General features: G+C 62.8%; 17 protein-coding genes and 2 pseudogenes. 9 read left to right on the forward strand and 10 right to left on the reverse strand.

Annotated features, from left to right (window positions below; translation table 11 throughout):
- Positions 1-33 precede the first annotated feature (33 nt).
- Positions 34-561, forward strand: coding sequence for a lactoylglutathione lyase (gene gloA, locus HWQ56_RS12525; RefSeq protein WP_158157806.1), 528 nt, complete (start codon positions 34-36; stop codon positions 559-561).
- Positions 562-624: 63 nt separating this feature from the next.
- Here the strand turns inward: gloA and glsB are convergent, their stop codons facing one another.
- The gene (gene glsB / locus HWQ56_RS12530; protein ID WP_158157807.1) at positions 625-1,533 is read right to left on the reverse strand and encodes a glutaminase B; all 909 of its coding nucleotides are present in this window, start codon (positions 1,531-1,533) and stop codon (positions 625-627) included.
- Between the two features lie 104 nt (positions 1,534-1,637).
- On the opposite strand from glsB, the gene HWQ56_RS12535 reads away from it, so the two are divergent.
- Both HWQ56_RS12535 and HWQ56_RS12540 read left to right on the forward strand, forming a co-directional pair.
- On the forward strand, positions 1,638-2,321 hold the full coding sequence (locus tag HWQ56_RS12535; protein ID WP_158157813.1) for a GNAT family N-acetyltransferase: 684 nt from the start codon (positions 1,638-1,640) through the stop codon (positions 2,319-2,321).
- A 35-nt stretch (positions 2,322-2,356) separates the two neighbouring features.
- The gene (locus HWQ56_RS12540; protein ID WP_176570683.1) at positions 2,357-2,572 is read left to right on the forward strand and encodes a hypothetical protein; all 216 of its coding nucleotides are present in this window, start codon (positions 2,357-2,359) and stop codon (positions 2,570-2,572) included.
- Here the strand turns inward: HWQ56_RS12540 and HWQ56_RS12545 are convergent.
- From HWQ56_RS12545 to HWQ56_RS29085, 4 genes are all read right to left on the reverse strand, one after another.
- Complete coding sequence (locus HWQ56_RS12545; RefSeq protein ID WP_158157808.1) at positions 2,556-3,743, reverse strand: MFS transporter; 1,188 nt, start codon at positions 3,741-3,743, stop codon at positions 2,556-2,558. The genes HWQ56_RS12540 and HWQ56_RS12545 overlap by 17 nt on opposite strands.
- Before the next feature lie 141 nt (positions 3,744-3,884).
- Entirely contained in the window at positions 3,885-4,727 is an 843-nt protein-coding gene (locus HWQ56_RS12550) for a LysR family transcriptional regulator (RefSeq protein WP_158157809.1), read from the reverse strand.
- A gap of 113 nt (positions 4,728-4,840) precedes the next feature.
- Complete coding sequence (locus HWQ56_RS12555; protein ID WP_245217853.1) at positions 4,841-6,727, reverse strand: TonB-dependent siderophore receptor; 1,887 nt, start codon at positions 6,725-6,727, stop codon at positions 4,841-4,843.
- Complete coding sequence (locus HWQ56_RS29085; protein ID WP_245217854.1) at positions 6,690-6,962, reverse strand: hypothetical protein; 273 nt, start codon at positions 6,960-6,962, stop codon at positions 6,690-6,692. Before HWQ56_RS29085 ends, HWQ56_RS12555 begins: the two co-directional genes overlap by 38 nt.
- 129 nt (positions 6,963-7,091) lie before the next feature.
- Here HWQ56_RS29085 and HWQ56_RS12560 point away from each other — a divergent pair, with 129 nt between their 5' ends.
- The 3 genes and pseudogenes from HWQ56_RS12560 to HWQ56_RS29425 all read left to right on the forward strand — a co-directional run.
- A complete protein-coding gene (locus HWQ56_RS12560; protein ID WP_158157811.1) occupies positions 7,092-7,601 on the forward strand; it encodes a thioredoxin family protein in 510 nt (169 codons plus the stop codon).
- Between the two features lie 180 nt (positions 7,602-7,781).
- Positions 7,782-8,420, forward strand: a pseudogene (locus HWQ56_RS29420) (PAS domain-containing protein); the annotation flags it as partial.
- 153 nt (positions 8,421-8,573) lie between these two features.
- Positions 8,574-9,005: pseudogene (locus HWQ56_RS29425) on the forward strand (methyl-accepting chemotaxis protein); the annotation flags it as partial.
- A 1,009-nt stretch (positions 9,006-10,014) separates the two neighbouring features.
- On the opposite strand, the gene HWQ56_RS12570 reads toward HWQ56_RS29425, so the two are convergent.
- The 5 genes from HWQ56_RS12570 to HWQ56_RS12590 all read right to left on the reverse strand — a co-directional run bounded on the left by HWQ56_RS12570 (position 10,015) and on the right by HWQ56_RS12590 (position 15,448).
- Positions 10,015-10,977, reverse strand: coding sequence for an NAD(P)-dependent oxidoreductase (locus HWQ56_RS12570; protein ID WP_176570684.1), 963 nt, complete (start codon positions 10,975-10,977; stop codon positions 10,015-10,017).
- Between the two features lie 15 nt (positions 10,978-10,992).
- Positions 10,993-12,291, reverse strand: a complete 1,299-nt coding sequence (locus HWQ56_RS12575; RefSeq protein WP_176570685.1) for an MFS transporter — start codon at positions 12,289-12,291, stop codon at positions 10,993-10,995.
- A 53-nt stretch (positions 12,292-12,344) separates the two neighbouring features.
- Complete coding sequence (locus HWQ56_RS12580; RefSeq protein ID WP_158155525.1) at positions 12,345-13,289, reverse strand: sugar kinase; 945 nt, start codon at positions 13,287-13,289, stop codon at positions 12,345-12,347.
- A complete protein-coding gene (locus HWQ56_RS12585) occupies positions 13,282-14,067 on the reverse strand; it encodes a sugar phosphate isomerase/epimerase family protein (RefSeq protein WP_176570686.1) in 786 nt (261 codons plus the stop codon). The genes HWQ56_RS12580 and HWQ56_RS12585 overlap by 8 nt, the downstream gene beginning before the upstream one ends.
- A 355-nt stretch (positions 14,068-14,422) precedes the next feature.
- The gene (locus tag HWQ56_RS12590; protein WP_176570687.1) at positions 14,423-15,448 is read right to left on the reverse strand and encodes a LacI family DNA-binding transcriptional regulator; all 1,026 of its coding nucleotides are present in this window, start codon (positions 15,446-15,448) and stop codon (positions 14,423-14,425) included.
- Positions 15,449-15,712: 264 nt separating this feature from the next.
- Here HWQ56_RS12590 and HWQ56_RS12595 point away from each other — a divergent pair, with 264 nt between their 5' ends.
- The 3 genes from HWQ56_RS12595 to HWQ56_RS12605 all read left to right on the forward strand — a co-directional run bounded on the left by HWQ56_RS12595 (position 15,713) and on the right by HWQ56_RS12605 (position 23,790).
- Positions 15,713-17,725 (forward strand): hypothetical protein, encoded by a 2,013-nt coding sequence (locus HWQ56_RS12595; RefSeq protein WP_176570688.1) that lies wholly within the window; start codon positions 15,713-15,715, stop codon positions 17,723-17,725.
- A 393-nt stretch (positions 17,726-18,118) separates the two neighbouring features.
- Positions 18,119-21,673, forward strand: coding sequence for an autotransporter outer membrane beta-barrel domain-containing protein (locus HWQ56_RS12600; RefSeq protein ID WP_176570689.1), 3,555 nt, complete (start codon positions 18,119-18,121; stop codon positions 21,671-21,673).
- 131 nt (positions 21,674-21,804) lie between these two features.
- Entirely contained in the window at positions 21,805-23,790 is a 1,986-nt protein-coding gene (locus HWQ56_RS12605; protein WP_176570690.1) for a hypothetical protein, read from the forward strand.
- Positions 23,791-23,954: the final 164 nt, after the last annotated feature.

The raw sequence follows: 23,954 nt of genomic DNA on the forward strand, positions 1-23,954 counted from the left end.
GAATGGGCGCACTGCCTCCCAGAGACCCCTGCCATGTCCTTCATCAGCGAAAACCAGCCCGGCGTGTGCCTGGCCCCCGACGCCGAAACCCAGGCCTACGTGTTCAACCACAGCATGATCCGCGTCAAGGACCCGCAGCGGTCCCTGGATTTCTACACCCGGGTGCTGGGCATGCGCCTGCTGCGCCAGGTGGATTTTCCCGAGGCGAAGTTTTCCCTGCTGTTTCTGGCGATGACGGCCGGCGAAACCGTGCCTGAAGAGCGCGGCGCCCGCCAGGTGTACACCTTCGGTCGCCAGTCGGTGCTGGAGCTGACCCACAACTGGGGCACCGAGAGCGACGACTCCCAGTACCATAACGGCAACCAGGACCCGCGCGGGTTCGGCCATATCTGCTTCAGCGTGCCGGACATCGAAGCCGCCTGCGCGCGGTTCGAGCGGCTGCAGATTCCCTTCGTCAAGCGGTTGGACAAGGGCATGAAGCACGTCGCGTTCATCAGTGACCCGGATGATTACTGGGTCGAGATCGTTCAGGCCGATCTGCTGGCTGATCTGGGGCAGTAACGCGCCGGCCCCAACCCTGTGGGACCGGGCGAAGCTCGGGAATGGAACACCACCGGCGGCGCGTCAGAACACCGACCAGTTGATCCGTTCGCTCAACAGCTCGAGCGCTTTCATGCCCACCAGCGAGTTGCCCGCCGGGTTGAGCTCCGGCGACCACACGCACACGGTGAACTGCCCTGGCACCACGGCGATGATGCCGCCCCCCACGCCGCTCTTGCCGGGCAAGCCGACGCGGTAGGCGAAGTTGCCGGCTTCGTCGTACAGGCCGCTGGTGGCCATGATGGAGTTCACCTGCTTGCTCTGCCGCGGCGTCAGGATCTGCTCGCCACTGTGCATGCAGAACCCATCATTGGCCAGAAAGCAGAAGGCCTTGGCCAGGTCGATGCAGTTCATGCGCAGGGCACAGTGGCTGAAGTAGCTGCGCAGCACCGCTTCCACGTCGTTGTGGAAGTTGCCGAAGGACTGCATCAAGTACGCCATGGCGGCGTTACGGGAGCGGTGCTGGTACTCGGACTCGGCTACCTTGCCGTCCACCAGCACATGGGGGTTGCCGGACAGCCTGCGCACGAAGTCGCGCATCGACAGCGCTGGCGCGGCGAAGCGCGACTGATTGATGTCGCAGATCACCAAGGCGCCGGCGTTGATGAACGGGTTGCGCGGCCGGCCACGCTCGAACTCCAGTTGCACCAGCGAATTGAACGGCTGCCCCGAAGGCTCGTGGCCCAGGCGCTCCCAGATGGCCTCGCCTGAATGACCGATGGCCTGCACCAGGCTGAATACCTTGGAAATGCTCTGCACCGAAAACGGCGTGCGAGCGTCGCCGGCGCTGTACAGGCTGCCGTCATTGCCGTACACCGCGATACCCAATTGCCGGGGTGGCACGTCAGCCAATGCCGGAATGTAGTCGGCAACCTTGCCTTGGCCAATCAGCGGGCGTACTTCGTCGAGGATCTGGTTCAGCAGAGCTTGCATGGGCGGGCCTGTGGTAAGGGTGGCTGTTGCCTAGACGTCGGCGGGCCGCCCGGCATCACACCGGTGTATGATGGCGGCTCATGAACCGGAGCCAGCCCATCGCGATGCCCAGTATCACCCTGTTCCAGAGCCCACCGCCCGAGTCGTTCCAGAGCCAGATCCAGCAATTGGTGATCGACAACCTCACCACCATCAGCCAGGTGGCGCTACCGGCGTCCAACCGGCTGTACCCCTTGTACCAATACGGCGTGGGCTATGAGGTGCATCTGTACCTGCAGGCCATGGACGGTTCGCGTGGTTTCCCGGTGGAAGTGGTGGCGGCGCTGGATGACGATGACCCCTCGCAGGTGCTGGGGTTCGTGCTTTACCTGCCACTGACCAACGACCCCCAGGCGTGCACGCTGCTTTACCTGGCGGTGCAGGAAGGCCATCGCCGACAGGGTATCGCCCGGGCGATGCTGGCCAAGGTACTGGAGCGCTACCCTCATGCGGAAATGGGGTGCACGGTTAGCCAGGTGGCGTGCGCCCAAGCCCTGGGCTTCCAGGTGCTGGGCACCCGCGGTTCACAGGTGTTGATGAATACCCGCGACCACGCCAGTGCCGGCCTGACCCCGGTGCTGGATACGGCGCCCATCTACCGCTCGGTAGAGGTCCGGCAGATTCACGCCTACTTGCTCAAGCAGCACGGCGAGCAGGCCATGGTCAATGCCGAACGGCAGCGTGACCGCCACCTGGACCAGTTGACGAAAGACGCCCAGGCATTCGTCAAGGTGCACCTGGGGCGCTGAGCCGCGCTTTTGGAGGCCATCCAGCGAGGAATGAAATGAACATGGAGGGACACCAGGCGCGCCTTCGCGCGCACTTGGTCGAGCTGCTCAAGGTCGACCCGCGCCTGGATGCGGTGTATGCGCTGGCGGGCGATTTTCCGCCATGGGTACGCGAGCCTGGTTTCGCCGGGCTGGCCCGCATCGTCTGCGGCCAGCAAGTATCGGTGGCCAGCGCCGACGCCACCACGCCAGGCGTTACCGCTGTAGCCTGAGGCTGGCCAGGGCCAGCAGCGCCAAGGTGGCGATCAGCGCGGCCAGTACGGTAACGCCAGCGCTGATGCCGTGCACATCGATCAAGTAGCCGGCCACTACCGGCAGCGCGCCGGCGGGCACATAGCCGCCCATGTTGAATACGCCGTTGGCTTCGGCGCGCCGGGCCGCTGGCACATGCAGGGCGATCAGGCTCAGCCCGCCCAGTTGCCCCGTGCCCTGGCCGGCGCCGGCCAGCAGCGCCGAAACCACCAGCCACGCTACCGACTGGTCCTGCAACGCCAACCACAGGGTGGCCATGGACAGTACGGTGGCAAGACCGCTGAGCACGAAAATACGCGTGACCGCCAAGCGCTGCACCAGCAGCTGCACGGCCACCCCTACCATGAACATCGCAAACGCGGTGGCGCCGGCGATCAGCGGACTGCTGACGTGCACAAAGCTGGCGAACAGGCTGGGGCCCAGGCTGAGCACGAACGACGTCGAGGTGATACCCGGCCCGAAGAAGGCGATGCCGCGCAGTACATGGCCAACACTGTCGCGCGGTACCGAGGGCAGCCGCAGCCTCAAGGCGCCCGACGCCCGCGGTTGTGCAGGCTGTGCCAGCACCACGCCCAGTGCCAGGGCCAGCAGCGCCAGTTCCAGGTTGAAGACGATGGCCACCGGATGCTCGCTGAACAGCGCGATGAGCCCCGCCAGCAACGGGCCGGTGCCAGCGCCCAGGACCATGGCCACCGAGGCCAGCAAGGAGGCCTGGCGCTTGCGGGTGTCGGCGGCCTGGTCGACCACGTTGGCCATGCCGGCGGACACGATGATGCCCACCGCAATGCCGGTGAGCAGCCGCGCGAGCATCAGCACCGGGACGTTGTTGGCGACCTGAAACAGCACGGCGGCGCTCATCGCCAGGCCCAGGGCCGGCACCAGCAAGGCCTTGCGACCAAAGTGGTCGGCCAGTTGGCCGGCCACCAGCAGCGTGCCGAGCAGGCCCAGGATGTAGCAGGTGAAGACAGTCGCCAGGGTGGCGGCGCTGAAGCCCATCTGTTGTTGCCAGTGGCCGTACAGGGGCGTGGCGGCATTAGAGAGGATGAACACCGCCGTCACGACCCAGGCGGCGCGCAGCACCGGCAGGGAGGAAGATGGGGTGGCCGTGAGGGCCGAAGGGGAAGAGGTCATGGGCGGGGTGCCATTGCAATCAATCGAGGGGCGTGATGCTAGTGCGGGCAGGCGCGGGTTTGAATTCCCCACGGGCGCAGGCCGCTTGTGCAAAAATTCACACCTCGCTTCAAGAGCGGGCGTTTGCGCCAGGAAACGGGGTCAGGCCGAGGTGACGCAGTCGGCGATAAAGTCCATCACGGTCCGAATGGGGGCCGCGTTGCGCACGTCTTCGTGCACCGCCAACCAGACTTGGCGCACCAGGCAGGGGCCGGCCGGGTCCAGCAACTGCAAGGGGTGCTGCGCGGCCATGAAGGCTGGCAGCGATACCACGCCGGCACCCCCGGCGGCGGCGATCGCCTGGATGCGCAGGTCGTTGCTGGTGAGCGCAAGGGGGCGGCCGGCGGCTTGCTGCAACAGCCAGTCCTGCTGCACCGAGCCTTCCATGCTCTCGTCGTAGCCGATGAAGCTGTAGTCGGTAGTGCGCGCGAGGTAGTCGGGGCTGGCGTACAGGCGAAACTCCAGGTGCCCCAGGCGCCGGGCCACCAGCGTCGGCTCACTGGGCCGTGCCAGGCTGACGGTGATATCGGCTTCGCGGCGCGTGAGCGAGGCGCGGGACTTGGTCCCCACCAGGCGCACCTTCAACAGCGGATGGCGCTGCATCAGCGTACCCAGGTGGGGGGCCAGCAGGGTGCCCGCCAGCGCAGGTGGCGACGACACCACCACCTCGCCCTGCACCTGGTCCTGCTCGCCACCGGCGAAGCGTTCCAGGGCAAACGAGGCCAGGTTCATCTGTTCGCCGAACGTCGTCACCCGCTTGCCCTCTTCGGTCAACACGTAGGCGCGTTGGCGCCGGTCCACCAGCTTGAGGCCCAGTGCCGCTTCCAGCGCCGCGATGCGACGCGCCACGGTGGCGTGGTCGACCCGCAGCACCTTGGCCGCCGCCGACAGCGAACCGGCCTGGGCGAACAGGCAGAAATAGCGGAGGTCTTCCCAGTCGAACATGATGTATCCCGTGCAGAGCGAGCAGGGATGATAGCGCCCCGAGGGGCGCAGCGCACGGGCAGGAGCTGGCGTGCCGACAGGCCAGCTCCCGAGGAGGCAGGGTTATCGCAGGGTCAGTATTTCCAGGTCACCGAGGCCATCACGTTGCGTGGGTCGCCGTAGTTGCTCTGGGCGTAGCGCACCGTTTGCAGGTACTTGCGGTCGGTCAGGTTGTTGACGTTGACCTGGGTGCTCCAGTGGCTGTCGATGTCGTACTTGCCCATCAGGCCCACCAGCGCATAGGCGCCCTGGTCGGCGAGGGGGGTGTCGTCGTTGGCGATCTTGCTCTGCCAGGTCAGGTTGGCACCGACCTTGAACTGCGGAGCCATCGGCAGCTGGTACGTCACTGAGCCATTCATCTGGTGGCGAGGAATGAAGCGGCGGGCGCGGCTGTCGTCGGCATCGGTGATGTACACGTAGGTGTAGCCACCGCTGACCTGCAGGCCGGGTGCCAGTTCGCCAGTGGCTTGCAGCTCCAGGCCGTCGCTCTTGTAGGACATGCCGTTGTAAAGATAACCGCCCAGGCTGGCGTCATAGCCGGCATAGGTGGCCACGTTGTCCTGCTTGGTGTGGAACACGGCGGCCGAAACGTCCAGCTTGTTATCCAGCAATTGGCCCTTGATGCCCGCTTCGTAGCTCTTGCCCTGCAAGGGGTCCAGCACCTTGCCCTGGGGGTTCAGGGAATACTGCGGGTTGAAGATCTCGGTATAGCTGGCGTAGAGCGCATACTGCGGGGTCAGGTCATAGACCAGGCCCGCGTATGGGGTCACCTTGCCATGGATGCGCACATCGCGCGGGCTGTCGTAGCTATCGCCATCGCTGTCGGCGCTGAGCATCCGCGCACCGGTGATCAGGTGCAGGTCATCGGCCAGGCTCCAGCGTGCCCCGGCGTACAGGCTCTTCTGCCGGTCGACGTAGTTGGACGTTGCGGCGGCGCTGGCGATGTCCCAGTCGGTGGTGCGCGGAATGCTGCCGTTCAGGGCATCTTGCAACGACACCGGGGTGTAATACGACGATTCGCCGTACAGGGAGGTTTCCTGGTTGTGCGAGCGCGCCACGTTGGCGCCGAAGGTGAACTGATGCTCGCGGCCGAACAGGGTGAGCGGGCCGCTGAACGATACGTCGCCGTCCAACTCGCGGTTGTCGTCCTTGTACTTGGAGGGGAGGCCCGTGTAGCCAGTGGTCGAAGTGGCATCGCTGTAGATGTAGAACATCTCCGTGTCTTCACGGTGTTCCATGCCGGTCAGGGTGACCGTGGACTTCCAGTCATTGGCGAACTGGTGCTGCCACTCGGCGAAGGCACGGGTGGTGTGCACGTTCCAGTACACCCACGGCTGCGAGATGTTGCTGGACCGGCTGCTGTAGTGAATGGCGTTGCCATTGGCGTCCACCAGCGGCAGCGCGCCCCAGCTGGAGCCGTTGGCGTTGGTTTTCTGGTCTTCGTAGCCGACGGTGAGGGTGTCGCTATCGGTCAGGTCGAACGCCAGCGTGCCGGCGAACACGTTCTTCTCCCGGGCGTAGCGGTCCAGGTAGGCGTTGCCTTTTTCATAGGCGTAGACCAGGCGACCGCGCACGTTGCCGGTCTCGGTCAGCGGGCCTGACACGTCGATGTCCACTCGCCGGTCGTCCCAGGAACCACCGCTCAGGGTAACCGACGCCTGCGGGTCATAGGTCGGGCGCTTGCGCACGAAGTTGACCGTGGCCGATGGGTTGCCGTTGCCGGTCATCAAGCCGTTGGCGCCGTGCAGGATGTCTACCTGCTCGTAAGGCGCCATGTCATAGTCGCCCACCAGCAGGCCATTGGTCAGGGGCATGCCCATGCCGTCATACTGGAAGTTGGTGATATCGAAACCGCGGGCGGTGAAATAGGTGCGGTCAGTTTCGACTTTCTGCACATTGACGCCCGGGGTATTGCTCAGCACATCACGGATGCTGTTGAGCTTGAAGTCGTAGCTGCTCACGCTTGACCTCGGTCACCCCCTGCGGGGTCTGCTGCGCGGTGAGGTTCAAGCGCGTGGTGGTGCTGTTGGGTTTACCCTGGTAGCCCGGTGTCGGCGCGTCGTCCTGAGCGTCGGCGGTGGTGCTGATGGTGGTGGAAGGAAGGTTCAGCGTGCTGTCCTGAGCATACGCGTGGTTAAGGATACCCAGGGCGATCAGCGATAAAGCCGATACGGCCAGGGGAGAGGGTTTACGCATGGACGACGATTGCTCCTACGGTTTTTCTAAGTGATATTGTGTCTCAATCATGCCAGCGGTCACAAATGGTAATCAATATCATCCAAAGACTTTGTTGACTTATTTTTCACATCTGTTCAGGAACGGTTCATGAGCGGCTATCGCGAGTTGTTTGAGAAGGGCATGGGGTTCGCGGCGTTCGTCGCCACGGGGCTGGATGCCGAGCAGGAAGGGGTGTCGCGCGCTGAGCAGCGCATGGCTGCCACTGGCTTCAGCGAGGCGACGCGCCAGCGCATGGCCGCCGTCGCACGCGACTATTACTTGCTGGCGGCGGGCGAAATGTGGTGTCCGGACTGCCAGGTGAACCTGGTGGCGCTCGAAGCCCTATGCGCGGCTCAGCCCCGAGTGCGCCTGGCGGTCATCAGCAAGGCCCGCGCCGAGCAGCAGTTGCGCGACCGGTTGGGCCTGCCCAAAGTGTCCATTCCGCTGGTGGTGGTGCTGGATGCTGGGTTTGAACCGATCGGTTTATTCATTGAGCGCCCGCAGGCAGTCATCCAGGGTGATGAGCAAACGCTGGCCGCGTACAAGGCCGCCCAGATGCTCGACGCCACATTGACCGATGTGCTAACGATCATAGAAAGCAGCAACACAAGCCGATAACCCGGCAAACGTAGGGGAAAAGCCGCCAGACGGTCTCACCTTGGGCAAAAGCTCGCCGATACTCTCCCTACCACATGGAGGTCGTCGGTTATGTTCAACACCCAACTGAAAAAGCAACTGGCTGAGCAATACGCTGAACTGACCGAGCTACGCCAATTGGTCGGTGGCTTGCAACAGGAAATGCTGACCCTGGACGTCGACCCCAACCTGCGCATCCTGGGGTGTAACGAACGCTTCGCCAAGGCACTGGGCTACAGCCCCGCGCAGTTGACCGGGCGGCCCATGGCCGAGATCGTGCCCAGCTATGTGTCGAAGCTGCCGTGCTACCACCAATTGATGGCGGCGATTGCCGGGGGCACGTCCATCACCGATGACTACCGCTTTCTGCGCGCCGACGGCGTGCTGGTGTGGATCCGCGCCCATTGGCAGCCGGTCAAGGACACCCAGGGTGTGCTGCAGCACGTGTGCTGCTTCGCCAACAACATCACCGTCAACGTGGAGAAAAACGCGGAAAGCACCTCGTTCATGGAAGCGCTGTTGAGGTCCACGGCGGTGATCGAGTTCGACTTGAAAGGGGTTGTGCTATCGGCCAACGACCAGTTCCTGCGCGCCATGGGTTACAGCCTCAGCCAGGTGAAGGGCCAGCACCACCGAATTTTCTGTACGCCGGAGGAGACCGCTTCAGCCAAGTACCAGGAATTCTGGGCCACCCTCAATCGTGGCGAGTTCGTGGCAGGGCGCTTCAAGCGGGTCGATGCCCATGGCCAGCTGGTGTGGTTGGAGGCGACCTACAACCCGGTCTACGACCCCGAGGGCAACCTCAGCAAGGTGGTCAAATTCGCCACCGTGGTCAGCGACCAGGTGGCCCGCGAGGAAGAGGTCAACGCGGCGGCCCATACCGCGTATGGCATTTCCCAGCAAACCGACGTCAGCGCCCAGCGTGGCGCGGTGGTGGTCAACGACACGGTGCAGACCATGCGCAAGCTGGCTGACGATATGCAATCGGCGGCCAGCGGCGTGGAAGCCTTGGGCAAGCAATCGTTGTTGATCAACTCGATCATCCAGACCATCAGCAGCATCGCCCAGCAGACCAACCTGTTGGCCCTCAACGCCGCCATCGAGGCCGCCCGCGCCGGCGAGCAGGGGCGTGGCTTCGCAGTGGTCGCCGACGAAGTGCGGCAACTGGCCGGGCGCACCAGCACCGCCACCGAGGAAATCGCCGCCGTGGTGCAACAGAACCAGACCCTGGTGGAAGGCACCGTGCGCGAAATGGCCAACAGCAAGCACCAGGCCGAGCAGGGCGTGCAACTGGCCAGTCAGGCGGGTGAGGTGATCGTCGAGATCCAGGAAGGTGCACGCAAGGTGGTGGACGCCGTGGGGCGCTTCGCGAATCAGTTGGGCTAAGCGCGATGCCTGGCCTTGCTGGTGTGAACAAGCTTGCGGTCAGATCTCATCATGGCCACCAAGCGGTAGTCGATGGTTTTGGGGCGCCTTTGAGACCGCGCGCCGCCCGCGCGGCGCACGGTCTCAAGGGCGCCGGAGAAACCAAGGCATGCACATGGAGGCCCTGACCCAATCCCCAGCCAAACCAACAAGGCGGTCCAGGCAATGGCACAGGCATAACTGGCCCGAAACAGATGTGGGACCGGCCTTGGCCGGGAAGCGCCGCGCGGGCGGCGCACGGTCTCAAGGGCGCCGAAAAAACCGAGGCATGCACATGGACGCCCTGACCCAATCCCCAGCCAAACCAACAAGGCGGTCCAGGCAATGGCACAGGCATAACTGGCCCGAAACAGATGTGGGACCGGCCTTGGCCGGGAAGCGCCGCGCGGGCGGCGCACGATCTCAAGGGCGCCGGAAAAACCAAGACATGCACCTGGAGGCCCTGACCCAATCTCCAGGCGGACAATCAAGGCGGTCCAGGCAATGGCACAGACATAACTGGCCCGAAGCAGATGTGGGACCGGGCTTGCCCGGGAAGCGCCGCGCGGGCGGCGCACGGTCTCAAGAGCGCTACAACACCATCGACTAGCGCTTGGTGGCCATGATGAGATCTCCAGCGGGGCCCTAAAAAGCCCGTCATGAAACCGCATCATGGCCTCTAGGTGCATGGCTTGGGTTTCTCCTGCGCCCTTGAGACCGTGCGCCGCCCGCGCGGCGCTTCCCGGGCAAGCCCGGTCCCACATCTGTTTCGGGCCAGTTATGTCTGTGGGATTACCTCGACCGCCTTGTTTGTCTGGCTTGAGATTGGGTCAAGGCCGCCAGGTGCATGGCTGGAGATATCCATCGCCCTTGAGACCGTGCGCCGCCCGCGCGGCGCTTCCCGGGCAAGCCCGGTCCCACATCTGTTTCGGGGCCAGTTATGTTTGCAGGATCACCTTGCCCGCTGCAGATCAGTGAAAGCTGGACTTCATCAAGGATTCACCAGGTTCTGCGGCCGCTCGCCCCGTAGCGCCGCCAGCAGGTTGTCGACCGCGCAGCGGGCCATGGCCTCGCGGGTTTCATGGGTGGCGGAGCCGATGTGGGGGGTGGCCACAACATTGTCGAGGGCGAGCAACGGCGAGTCCGTCTGCACCGGTTCACGTTCGAACACATCAAGGCCCGCCGCGCGAATCTGGCCGGTCTGCAGGGCGCGGATCAAGGCCTGTTCATCGACCACTTTGCCACGGGAAATATTGATGAAGATGCTGTCCTCACCCATCAATTCGAACTCCCGCGCCCCGATCAGGCCGGTGGTTTCCTTGGTCAAGGGCAAGGTCAGGCAGATGAAGTCAGCCTCGCGCAGCAGTTCGTCCAGCGCGCAGTGACGGGCGCCAAAGCGCTGGTCCACGGCCGGTTTGGCCGAGTGGCTGTGGTAGATCACCGGCATGTTGAAACCGAAATGCCCGCGCTGGGCCAGCGCTTCGCCGATACGGCCCATGCCGATGATGCCCAGGGTCTTGCCGTGGACATCGGTACCAAAGTGCTTGGGCCCCACGCTGGCGGTCCATTGCCCCGCGCGCACCCATGTCGCCAGTTCCACCACTCGCCGCGCCGTAGCCAGCACCAGGGCAAACCCCGTGTCTGCGGTGGTTTCGGTGAGCACGTCCGGGGTGTTGGTGAGCTTCACCCCGCGGCGGCTGAGGTCGGCGATGTCGTAGTTGTCCACGCCCACCGAGACGCTCGCCACCGCTTCCAGCTGCGGGGCCAGGTCCAGCAGCGCCGCGTCCAGCTTCAGGCTGGCGCCCAGTAGCCCGTGGGCCTGGGGCAGTGCCTCGCGCAGGCGGGCCAGGCTGTCGCTGGCCGGGTCGTCGATGTAGGTGACCTCTACTTCGTTTTCCAGGCGGGCCAGCAGGGCGGGGGAGAGTTTCTTGTACAGCAGCACATGCTTTTTCATCAGGAATGCTCGTGTTCAGGAATGATGGGCGGTAAGCGGCCGGGCACCGGCCTTGGCCGCCACCCGGTCGCAACCACCGGGGGCCAGGAGAAGGGTCAGCACCGCCGAGAGCACCAGGGCGCCGCTCATCAGCAGGTAGGAGGCGCCAGGGTTGCCAGTGGTGCTGTTGAGGTAGCCCACCAGGTAGGAGCCGGCGAATGAACCCAGGGCGCCCATGCTGTTGATCAGGGCCATGGCGCCGCCAGCGACGTTGGCGGGCAGCACTTCGGGGACAATGGCGAAGAACGGTCCGTAGGGCGCGTACATGCACGCACCGGCCACGACCAGCAAGCCGTACGACCACCAGAAATGGTCGCTGCCCAGGGCGTAGGAGCCGTAGAAGGCCAGGGCCGCCAGCAGCAGCGGCGGCCACACGAAGCGCTTGCGCCGCTGAATGCGGTCCGAGCCCCAGGACACCGCGAGCATGGCGATGGCTGCGGCGAGGTAGGGCAGCGCCGACAGCCAACCGGCCTCGACCATGTCCATTTCCTGGCCCTGCTTGAGAATCGACGGCAGCCACAACACGAAACCATACACGCCGATGCTCCAGCAGAAAAACTGCACCGAGAGGATGATGACCTTGCCCGAGCGAAACGCCTCGGCGTAGTTCTTCACCGGCTTGATGCCTTCCTGTTCGGCCGCCAGGGTGGCCGCCAGGTCTTGTTTCTGCTGGCCGCTGAGCCACGTGGCGTCGGCCGGTTTTTCATCGGCCAGGCGCCACCAGATGAACGCCCAGATAATGGCCGGCAGCCCCTCGATGATGAACATCCAGCGCCAGCTGAAATGCTGCACCAGGTAGCCCGAGACCACCGACATCCACAGCATGGTCACCGGGTTGCCCAGGATCAGGAAGGTGTTGGCCCGCGACCGTTCGGCGCGGGTGAACCAGTAGCACAGGTACACCAGCATGGCCGGCATCACCACGGCTTCCACCACGCCGAGCATGAAGCGGATAGCGATCAGCCAATAGGCGTTCTCCACCATGCCAGTGAGGCTGGCCAGGGCGCCCCAGGCGATCAGGCTGGCGAAGATCAGTTTCTTCACGCTGCGCTTTTCGGCGTAGATGGCGCCCGGCACCTGGAAGAAGAAATAGCCGAGGAAGAACAGCGCCCCCAGCAGCGACGACAGGCCTGGCGTCATGGCCAGGTCCTTGGCCATGCCAGAGGCAGCTGCGAAGCCATAGTTGGCCCGGTCCAGGTAGGCCAGGCTGTAGGTGATGAAAACGATGGGCATGATCACCCACCAACGGCGGGTCGCCAATTTCAGGTTGTCCATGGCGTGCTCCTGAGCATTTTGTTGTTGTTGCAACAGGCCAGTTGAAAAAAGGCTCAGGCGCGGCGCAGGGCCACGGCATCGAGCAATTGGTCACGGCTGGGCAGGCCTTCCATGTCACCCTGGCTCTGCACCGCGCGGCTGCCGATCCAGTTGCCACGGTCCACAGCCTGTTCGATGGTCAGGCCTTCGAGCAACGCGCTGATCACGCCCACGGCAAAACCGTCGCCGGCGCCCACGGTGTCGACCACCTTGGCCACCGAATGCGCGGCCACGAAGCCTTCGCCCAACGCCGTGCGGTAGTAGGCCCCTTCGGCGCCAAGCTTGATGGCCACGGCTTCGGCGCCATGGTCCAGGTAGAAGGCGGCGATGTCGCCCGGTTCTTCATAACCGGTGAGCAGGCGGCCTTCGGACAGCCCTGGCAACACCCAGTCGGCATGGCTGGCCAGGGCGTTGACCTCACTGATCATGCGCGTCTGGCTGGACCACAGCGACGGCCGCAGGTTAGGGTCGAAGGACACGCTGCGGCCTGCGCCGCGCATCGTCTGCATCAAGTGGCTGGACAGTTCCTGGGCGCTGGCCGACAGCGCCGGCGGAATGCCGGTGGCGTGCAGGTGGCGCGCGCTCAGCAGGTCATCGTTGAGGTCGGCGACGCTCAGGTGGCTGGCCGCCGAACCACGGCGGAAATACTCCACCACCGGGTCCTGCCCGTCGTCCTCGCGGGACTTGAACTGAAAGCCAGTGGGGTGGGCGGAGTCCACCGCTACATGCCGACAATCCAGCCCTTCACGCTGCAGCGTGTTGACCACGAAGCGGCCCAGGGAGTCGTCGCCCACCCGGCTCAGCCAGGTGACATCGAAGCCCAGGCGCGACAGGCCGATGGCGACATTACTGTCGGCACCGGCAATACGCTTGTGATAATGGGTGACGGCGGCCAGGTCGCCGGTCTGTTCGGCGACCAGCATCGCCATGGTTTCACCGAAGCACAGGACATCAGCCATGACGGGCAGCCTCCGAATGCGGTTGGCCCAAGCGGGCGAGGGTGGCCACGTGGCCACGGGTTACCTGCAGTAGATCCTCGCCTTGCAGCGGGAATTCCGCAGCCCGCATCACACCGGGCGCCATGCGCAGCATCAGCTCATCCCAGGCTTGCAAGTCCTTGGCACCCGGCGGGACGGCCACCAGCTTGCCCGCTGGGGTGCGCTCCACGGCTTTGCAGTGCACGTATTCCACGTACTGGCCCAGTTGCACGGCGGCGCTGAACACCGACTGCTCCTGCCACTGCCAGTTGCCGATGTCGAAGGTCATGGCCACAGGTACCTGTTGTTCGCTGGCGCGGGCAAAGAAACGCACCAGCGGGTCGATGCGTCCCCCCTGGGTGGTCTGGTCGTTTTCCACCAGCAGGCGCACCGGCTGGTCGGCCAGGATGCGCTTGAGGGCGGCGACGTCATTATGGGGAGCGAAAAAGCCCAGCGACACTTTCAACCAGCTCGAACCGCAGGCGGCAGCGTTGGCCAGGGCATCGACCAGAACCGGGTTGGGCTCGGCGCGGCCTTGCTCCCATAGTTCCATGGGCGCGGAGTACACGCTGCGAAGGCCGTGAGCCTGGGCGGCTTCACGCAGCAGCGCCGGTTCGAACGCGGTGAAGAGTTCTTCGCGCCATTCAATGACGTCGGCGCCCGCTTGCTGGAGCAGGCCAGCAAAGGGCACCTGGCCCTTTTCGCGGATCAGGGTCGCGCCGTAGCTGGACAGGCTGATGGACACGGGGGAGAGATTCATTGTTATTGGTCCTCTGTAACCGGTTTCATTTTTGTATAAGCCAAAGACCCCTGAAGGCGGGGCTGGGTTCACTTTTTCGGAAGGGTACGGCGATGCATGCTGAGGGCCGCGCTATCACGCGGGCAACGGTCAGATTGTCTGGCGAACGGGCGAATACCAGTAGCGTTCATGGCCTGTTTTCCTTGTTGGATTTGTTGTTGCCAGGCGGCTGGGATGCAGGGCTGAAATCGGTTTCAGACATAGGAAACACCTTTGGCCGAGCGCCGTCAAGCTCCACGGCCCGTAGCAGCGGACCCGGCCGCGTCCCAGGCACCGCGCACCTCCATGCAGGCCACAGAGAACCGCTCGGTCCCCGCTACCGATGCTTCCCGAGCGTGGAGCCGCGAACAATCAGCTCGGCCGCGAAATCGAAGCGCTGCGCCGGGCCGGTGTCGCCACGCAGGCGCTCCAACAGGCATTCGAAGGCGCGTACGCCGATGGCATGGGTGGGCTGGGCCAGGGCGGTGATGCCACCGCCCACCAGGGGGTACCAGTCCAGGTCGTCCAGGGCGATCAACCCCACGTCTTCGAACAGGTTGCAGTTCAGGGCCCGCAAGGCCTGGGTGGCCGCCAGGGTCGCAAGACCGTTGGCGCAGAACAGCGCCTTGGGGCCGGGGCCAGGCGCATCGAGGTACTCGCGCAGACGGCTGTGCAATTCGTCACCGGTCTGCAGCAGGGTGCCGCGCAGCTCACGGTCCTGGGCAACCAGGCTGTCGAACGCGCTGATGCGCTCGTTGCGTGAACTGGTGCCATCCTGAGGCTCGCTGACCAGAGCCACGTCGCGATAGCCGCGCGCCTTGAGGTGCACCAGGCCCATGCGCATGGCGCCAGCGTTATCCAGCCCGGCGATATCGCTGTGAAAGTCCTCCAGCTTGCGGTCCACCAGCACCATGGGCCGCTCGCCTTGCAGTTCGCGCAGTTCATCCATGTGCTTGCCCAGGGTGTTCACGATCAACCCTTCGATGTTGTACGAGCGCAACGCCGCCAGTTGGTGGCGTTCCTGCTCGCCATCGCGGTCAGTGTTGCACACCACCAGGCTGTAGCCGTGGCGCCGGCAGGCGGTTTCCACGCCGTGCATCACCGCAATGGAATAGGGGTTGCGGATATCGGCCATGAGCATGCCGATCAGGCGCGTGCGCCCGCGTTTCAGGCCCCGGGCCATCTGGTTGGGCCGGTAGCCCAACTCGTCGATGGCTTTCTCGATGCGCAAGGCGATGGCGTCGGACAGCAGTGCACGGTCATCACCGATGAAGCGCGACACGCTGGCTTTGGAAACGCCGGCGCGCTGGGCCACGTCCAGCATGGTCACGCGGTGGCGGGGCAGGGCGGTGGAGCTGCTCACGGGCCTGTGGTCCTTTTGGCATTGTTTTCGCCAGGCGGCGTTGGTTTAGGCTGAAAACGGTTTCAACCCTCGGATAGACAACACCAGGGGCGGGTTATCGTCAAGTGTACCGTTTGTCGGCCATTTCATGCGACCTGTCAAATGTACCAGTAGGCGCCGCTGGCGACGAAGCTTTCAATAGGCATCTGCACGGCGAAACCAGCGTGCATTACCCGGCGGGCTCGTTGGACGCCCGCCGCATGAATATTGCAAAAGGGGCATGAAATGTCTTCGACCTATGAAAAACATCTGAGCGCGCTGAATAAAGTGTGGCGCGAGAAGAAGAATGAAAAAAAACAGCAACTTCAGTCGTCCGAGACGGCGGCTTTACCGCCACCGGTGATCGACGGTTTGTTACCGGACCTGACACCGGAACGCCCCGGTGATCAAAAGAACCTGCTGCCTCGGGAGCTCGTAGCGGTTGATCTGCCCGTGTTGGTGACTTATGCCGAGAACGGTATTTTTTCGACGACTGTCACGGGGACGTGGAATGGCGCTGGCGGCATCGTTGAAACAAGGGTATTTCCGGTAGGCACACCTGATCAAGATAAGATTATCAATGTACCCCACCATGCGCTGATCAATGGCGTGCATTCGTTGATCGTCAACGCCAATTGGAGTGTGGGCCAAGATGCGAGTGTGGCGTTTCCGCTGACCATCGACCTGGTACCGCCCAATAATGGCAGCGCTCTGGAGGGTGTTGATTTCACTGATGAGGTCAAGGCAGGCGTGACGGACGCGTTGCTCGTTCGCGACGGGGGCATCACCGGTGCGGTGCCACGTTGGACGGACATCGCGCGTGGCGATCGAATTCTGGGCTATTGGACCCGCGTCTCTGGCGCAGGGACCCTTGCCGAGACGGGCATCGTTGTGGATGAGCATACCATCGACGACCCCGCTTTGCCGGTTACGCTTTTCGTACCGGAAGCCGTTATTCGTCAAGCCGGAGAGGGAACCTTCGGCCTGTCTTATCGCGTTTATGACCGCGCTGGTAACAATGCCATCAGTTCCACCACCGTACAAATCGACTTGTACGTATCGACTTCCCCACCGCCGGATTTCGTCGGCAAGGAAATCGAGGTGTTTAAATTCACACCCGGTGATGTCATTCGCCGGGAAGACATCTACCGAGGTGTGGAACTGCGCATCCCGCAGTACACGTACTACCGCCCGGGTGACCGGCTCGATATTTACTGGAACGACGCAACAACCCCGGCGCTCAGTGATATCCCGCTGAATAATGGCCTGGGGCTGTCGGTCAACTTGCCTTATTCTGTTATTTCAAGCACTGGGCTCTCGGCGACGGATATTCCACTGTGGGCGAAGGTGAAACGTGGGGGCAGCGCCATCGGTACCGAGACCAACCAGCTCAGTGTCGACGTGGAAATGGCAGTGCCGGGTCCAGCCCCAGAGCCGGGTGATCCGGACCCGATCAACATCCGGTTCATACCGGCGGTGATCAAGAGCGTCAGCTGGGCAGGCAGTGGTGACGACAATAAATTGTTGCCCGACGATGAAGGCAAGGACGCCGTTGCAGAGGTGGAACTGATCGATGGGTTCTCCGACGGGGAGACCCTGGAGTTGATGTGGCCCACGATCCTGGCGCATGAAGCCATTGCGGTGCGGTTGAATTCGCCGCAGGAGGGCGACATCATCTCTTTCCCCATTCCGTGGACGACCATTGAAAGCGGCATGTTCGGCCCGGCCATTCCGGTCTGGTACCGGGTGCGCAGCGACGACCCGTTGGATGGACATCAGGAGTCACGCAGAACCCCCGTTGATGCGCAAACAGCCGGCATCAAGGACTTGGGCCCCGTCACCATCGAAGGCAAGACGACCATTGAATTTCCTGGGCCACCGGCCTTTGACGCCTACCCCATCACGTGTCAGGACACCCCGTGGCTGGGTATACGATTTCAGGTGCCACCGGGAAGAGGCAAATATGTGGGCGGGTCCAAGTTTCGACTGACGTTCATTGGATATGCTGGCTTTACAGGCGCGGATGCTGAAGTAAGTCGTATAACATTCCCCGACTATGAAGTGTCGACAACAGATGTCGATATCGGCTTCTCGTACCTGATGCCTTTCAGCGCTGAGGTTGAACAAGTTTTGACGGGGCGGGCCGAAATCCAATATTCCATTGAAGACCCCACGGGCCGCAGAGGCTCGAGTGGCATTGTAAATCTGGGTATTTACCGGCGCGACGGTAACGGTAACGAGTGCAATGCGGTTTTCTAATAATCTCAACAGAGGTGTTCTGACGATATTGTGATGTTTTAATACGTCGCACGGGGCTGGTTTCCGTGCGACTTTTTTCATTTTTCGGATGTTGAAAATTCCTACACGTGGAGTGACTCTTTCTTACACGAAATTCTGGTGTTAGTGCGTATATTGGTCTTTTATACATACAGTGCTTGCCGGAAGGATTTGGTGATGAAAGTGATAAGTTCGCTGGGGTGCGCGCGCCTGTTCGAAAGTTGTGCTGGGGCCCGCCTGTACCATTCGCGTCTGGGTTTAGTCTACGGAACCGTAGGTCTCCTGCTTGCTGTTCACAGCATCCAGGCCGATGCGCTAGAGGTAACGTTCGACGGTACTGAATATAGGTTTCCCGCTGATGTGGGGCGCGCGTACGTGTATCGTGGTATCAATGGTGCGACGATCATCACCAATAATTACGCGGTGCAGGGAATTGTCGGTGAAACCGGCAGCACCTTCAACCTGGGCGCTTCCGACGTGCTCGGCGCTGGTATTTACCTGACCACCGGGGCCACGTTGGTTGGCCAGGGCGCGCATATCGTCAATTCGGGCCTTAGCGGCCGAACGACAGCGGGTGTTTACCTCAGTCAGGGTGCGCAGGCGGTATTAACCAATAGCGTCATACAAAGCACGGTAGGCAACGGCGTGGATGTCCGTTATGACAGCCAGATGACGCTGACTGGCTCCCAGGTGACTGGCTTGACCGGGGCCCTGGTCTCCACGGGCGCGACCCTGAACCTGATTCAAAGCACCATCACCGGAACCGGTGGAAACTCGACCCCCGTGCTGGACAGCGGCATGTTCCTGAGCGATGGCGGCACGGTGAACATGAGCCAAGGCAGCACGATCACAGGGACTAACAGCGGTGTCTTGATCGGCTTTGGCGGTTCATCCGACCTCGTCGTGGATAACTCCACGATAGCGGCAACCGCCGGCTCGGGCATTTTGATCGGCGGGTTGCCCGGCCTGACCGGCTCGGCGAACATCCTGCTACGCAACGGTTCTGTGTTGTCGGGAAGTAACGGCGTTGCCTTGGAAGTTGAGTTCGGTTCAAGCGCCACACTGGGCGTGGATGGGTCCACGCTCGAAGGCGGGCTCTCGGCCGACGGGGCAAGCCAGTTGACGGCCACGCTGGCCCAAAGTGTGATGACCGGTGACGTGACCACGACCGCCGGAAGCCGTACCGACCTGACTGCGGTCAATAGCCAACTCACGGGCAATGTAAGCACCACCGGCGGCAGCACGCTGCTCCTGGGGCTGTCAGGGAGTTCCCTGACCGGTGATATCACCGCCAGTGATGCCAGTCAGGTAGCGATCAACCTGGCCGGTGCCGTGGTTAACGGTAATGTCTCGGCGGACGCCACGAGTGTCGCCACACTGCAGTTGGAGGGCTCGCAACTCACCGGTAATGTGACCAACGTCGGTACGGTGGACGTGCGCAACGCAAGTGTCTTGACGGGTAATATCACCGGTAGCGATACGGTTCAACTCACGGGGGCCCAGGTGGATGGCGACCTGACTCAAGTCACCAGCGTCTCACTGACTGGCGGCAGCGTGCTCAATGGCAACATAGCGGGCAGTGACACCCTTGAGCTCGAGGCCTCCTCGCTGACCGGCGATGTGACCAACAGCGGCAGCGTGGCGCTCAGCAATGGCAGTGTATTGACGGGCACTATCAGTGGCAGCGGCACGGTTCAGCTTTCGGGCTCCCAGGTGAATGGCAACCTGACTCAGGTCAACAGCGTCTCACTGACTGGCGGCAGCGTGCTCAATGGTGACATAGCGGGCAGTGACACCCTTCAGCTCGACGCCTCCTCGCTGACCGGCGATGTGACCAATACCGGCAGCGTGGCGCTCAGCAATGGCAGTGTATTGACGGGCAATATCAGTGGCAGCGGCGCGGTTCAGCTCACGGGCTCCCAGGTGAATGGCGACCTGACTCAGGTCAGTAGCGTCGCACTGGCGGGCGGCAGTGTGCTCAACGGCGATAACACAGGTAGTGCTGCCGTGCAGCTCGATGACTCCGCGATGACCGGCAATGTCACCCAAAGCGGCAGCGTGGTCCTCAGCAGTGGGAGCGTATTGACGGGCAATGTCAATGGCAGCGACACGGTTCAGCTCACGGGCTCCCAGGTGAATGGTAACCTGACCCAGGTGGGTAGCGTCGCACTGGTCGGCAGTAGCGCGCTCAACGGCGATATCACGGGTGGTGGCGCCGTACAGCTCGTGGCTTCATCCATGACCGGCAACGTCATCACTACCGACAGTGTCGCCCTCAGCGAGGGTAGCCTGTTGACGGGTAATGTGGCTGACAGTGCCAGCGTGCAGCTCGACGGTGCGCAGCTCAAGGGTGACGTCACCGGCATGACCGACCTTTCGCTGGCCAATTCCAGCCTGATGACGGGCAATTTCACGGTGACGGGCGGTACGGGCACGGCGCAATTGACCGATAGTACCTGGGCGGGTGACGCCGCTGCCGTCGGCGGTGGCGTATTGCACACCCTGCTCACGGGCAGTGAGCTGGACGGTGATGTCAGCGCCGATAGCGGTAGCGAGGTGACGGTGGCGCTGTCCGGGAACTCGTTGCTGGTGGGCGCCTTGACGAACGTCGCCAGCGTAACGCTCAGTGAATCGAGCTGGAGTGTCACCGGTGACAGCAGTGTCGGTGCCATGACGCTGGATGACAGCACGGTCACGCTCGGCGCACCAGGCCAGTTCTACCGCTTGGCACTGGGCTCGCTGGAGGGCAACGGCACGTTCAAGATGAACGTGGATTTCGCCCGTGAGCTGGGCAGCTTTCTTGACGTGAGTGGGACGGCCAGCGGGCAATACGCGCTACTGGTCAGCGCCAGCGGCGAAGATCCTTCCAAGGACAGTAGCCTGCAGGTGGTGCACACGGGGGCGGGTTCCACGGCACAGTTCAGTTTGCTCGGTGGCCCGGTGGACGTCGGCACCTACTCCTATGACTTGATCCAGCGCGGGACCAACTGGTACCTGGACTCCGATACCAAGACCATCAGCCCCGGAACCCGCTCGGTGCTGGCGCTGTTCAATACCGCGCCTACCGTATGGTATGGCGAACTGAGCACCCTGCGCTCGCGGATGGGCGAATTGCGCTACAACGACGGCGCGGCCGGTGGCTGGATGCGTGCCTACGGCAACCAATACAACGTCAGCACCAGCAGTGGCGTGGGTTACCAGCAAAATCAGCATGGCCTCACCTTCGGGGCCGATGGCCGGCTGCCGGTGGGCGATGGGCACTGGCTGGCGGGGTTGATGGGGGGGTACAGTGATTCAACGCTGGCGCTCAATGGCGGCACGTCCGGTAATGTCGACAGCTATTATGTGGGCGCCTATACCACCTGGCTGAATCCGGACAGCGGTTACTACTTCGACGGCGTGCTCAAATTCAACCGTTTCCAGAATTCATCACGGGTGAGCATGAGCGATGGCACCCGCAGCAAAGGCAACTACACCAATAATGGCGTGGGTACGTCGCTTGAGTTCGGCCGCCACATCAAGCTTCAGGATGGCTATTTCGTCGAACCTTATGCTCAGTTGGCCGGTGTGACCATTGGCGGGCGCGACTACCGCCTGAACAACGGCATGCAGGCCGACGGCGATGCTACCCGCTCGCTGCTGGGCAAGGTAGGTAGCACAGTGGGCCGCACCCTCGAGCTGGGTAATGGCACCTCTCTGCAGCCTTACCTGCGCGCCGCCCTGGCCCACGAATTCGTCAACAACAACCGAGTGCAGATCAACGACACGACCTTCAATAACGACCTGTCCGGGTCGCGGGGCGAGCTGGGGGCAGGGGTTTCGCTGGCGATGAGTGAGCGGCTGCAATTGCATGTCGACCTGGAGTACAGCAATGGTACTCACATAGAGCAGCCATGGGGCGCGAACGTGGGCCTGCGCTTTGCCTGGTGATCGATAGTCGCAGCCTCTGCAAGCGGGGCTGCACTGTTAGTTTTGACAGTAGGCGGGCAGGTACCGATCGTGTCGAATAGGGTCAGGGCCTGCGCTCTTCGCGCCAGGCCAGTGACTCTTGGAGGCCTGCAATGAGCGTAGAAAAGCCCTTTACCCCTGGCGAATCAGAGCGCCTTCCCGATGTGTTCGCGGCGCCGCGTGTACCGGGCACGCTACCCGACCGGCCGGGGGAGACCAACCTGTTGCCGATCAGCGCGTTGGCAGCCAATCTGCGGGTCGAGTTCGACCAGTGGACGGGTGCGCCGACCAACCCAAACGACTTCCCTGCCGTTGTTCAACCCTATTGGGACGAGGTGCCGCTGACGCCCAAGCGCTTCCAGTACCCGTTTGATGCCCAAGCCTTGTTTTTCCTGGTGCCCGAGTATTTGCTGGCGGTGGAGGGTGCCCATAAGCTGAAGTACCGGATCACTGCGGATCCACCCATTTACGACGACCTGTCGAAGATCACCGAGGTCCTGATTGACTGGTCACCGCCATCCCGTAACGCCACGCCAAGTGCCGTTCTGGTGCCTGCCGAGGTAATCGCCGACGGCATCAGTGAAGACTACCTGGCGCAAAACGGCGACCAATTGCTGCTGAAGATTCCCCACTACAGTGGCACCCGAACCGAAGACCGGGTCATGCTGTTCTGGAGACACAGCCCGCCACGCCCAGGTGACGAGGTGGCGTTGATCACCCACACGGTGACCGCCGAGGAAGCCGAGGAGGCCCAGAACGATCCGACGAGTACCCTTTCGCTCGCCCTGGCAGGGCAATCGATACGCGACCGGGGCGAGGGGACGATTGTGGTCGATTACCAGCTTGCAGACCGCGCTGGCAATTCAAGCACGCTGTCTGCGGCCATCAGTATTGACGTCGACTTCGGCCCGCGCCCCGTGCTCGCACCGCCTACCGTCCCTGCGTTTGCCGACGGCTTGATTACCCGAGCCGAGAGCTTGCGCGGCGTGGAAGTGCTCATCGGCCAATACGGGGCGGCCCAGCGAGATCGGTTCGTGGTTCGTTGGGGCACCCAGGCTTCGTTCGAAGAACCCGTAGGCAACAGCGTATTTCCGTTGTACCACTCGGTGCCATGGGAAGTCCTGACCGTGCTGGGTACCTCCACCCCGCAGACGGTGCCAGTGAGTTACAGCATTCGGCGCGGCGCGCGTAGCTGGACCTCCGGCGAGGTACTCGTGGCTATCGACCTCACCGTGGCCGGCCCGGCCAACCCCGACCCCTCCAACCTCAACCCGCGTCTTCAACAGGTGCTGGTCAAAGGCAATGGCGGGGACAATGTCGTCAGGCCGGAACCTGTGCCTGATCCGCCGACCCTGCCGGTGGAACTGGTGTTATACGACAACCCTCGCCCCGGCGAGCGGTTGGACTTGTTCTGGGGCACGCTGAGCGCTCCGGTGGCGAGCGTGACATTGGATGCCAGTCATTCACCGGGCAGCACGGTAACGTTCCAGGTGCGCTGGGCGGACGTGATCCGGGCGGGTAACAGTGCCGTGATGCCGGTTCGCTATACCACCTTCAATGGCGTCAATGGGCAGCAGTCGCCCGATACGCTGGTGGACGTCAAGGTCGTGGTGGTGGAAGACCTGCCGCTGCCGCAGTTTCCGGACCGGGACCGCCTGCTGTATATCAACTGTTCGGCACAACCCTGGAATGGCATCCGCATCGTCATTCCCCCTGATGCGCGGTTTGAAGGGGGCGACGAGCTGATCCTGCACTGGGACGGGTACAGCGGTACTGCCTTGAGTGGTCAATTAATACTACAGGAAAACTTCCCCATGACGTTGACGGCCAGTGCCGCGACAGAGGGTATTCAATTCACCATCGAAGACTTCGAACGACATATATTGCCGTTAGGCTTCAAATCCCCTGGCTTGCCGAGCTCGCAACAGGATGGTTCTGGAGAAGCCTGGTACACGTTATATAAAAAAGACGGCAGCGAAGGCACGAGTAAGCGCCGCGAAGCCTATTGCTCCATCGGCCTGGTGCCGGCCGGAGCGCCATGCCCGTGCAGGCGAGAAGACTATCTGGAAGACAGCGCATGGTGTTTGCCGACACCTTGAATAACCGGACCGATCGGGCGGACGTTCAAGGTGTAAAACAGTTTGCAGTAGCGGGCGTCGGCTGATTATTGGTTCAGGGTACCTGTCAGAAGTTACAGTTGTAGCGCTAGGAGCGACGCGCGTTAATGAGCGTGTTTAGAACTGATATTGCTCACGGAGTGTTC

Source organism: Pseudomonas eucalypticola (assembly GCF_013374995.1).
Lineage (GTDB): Bacteria > Pseudomonadota > Gammaproteobacteria > Pseudomonadales > Pseudomonadaceae > Aquipseudomonas > Aquipseudomonas eucalypticola.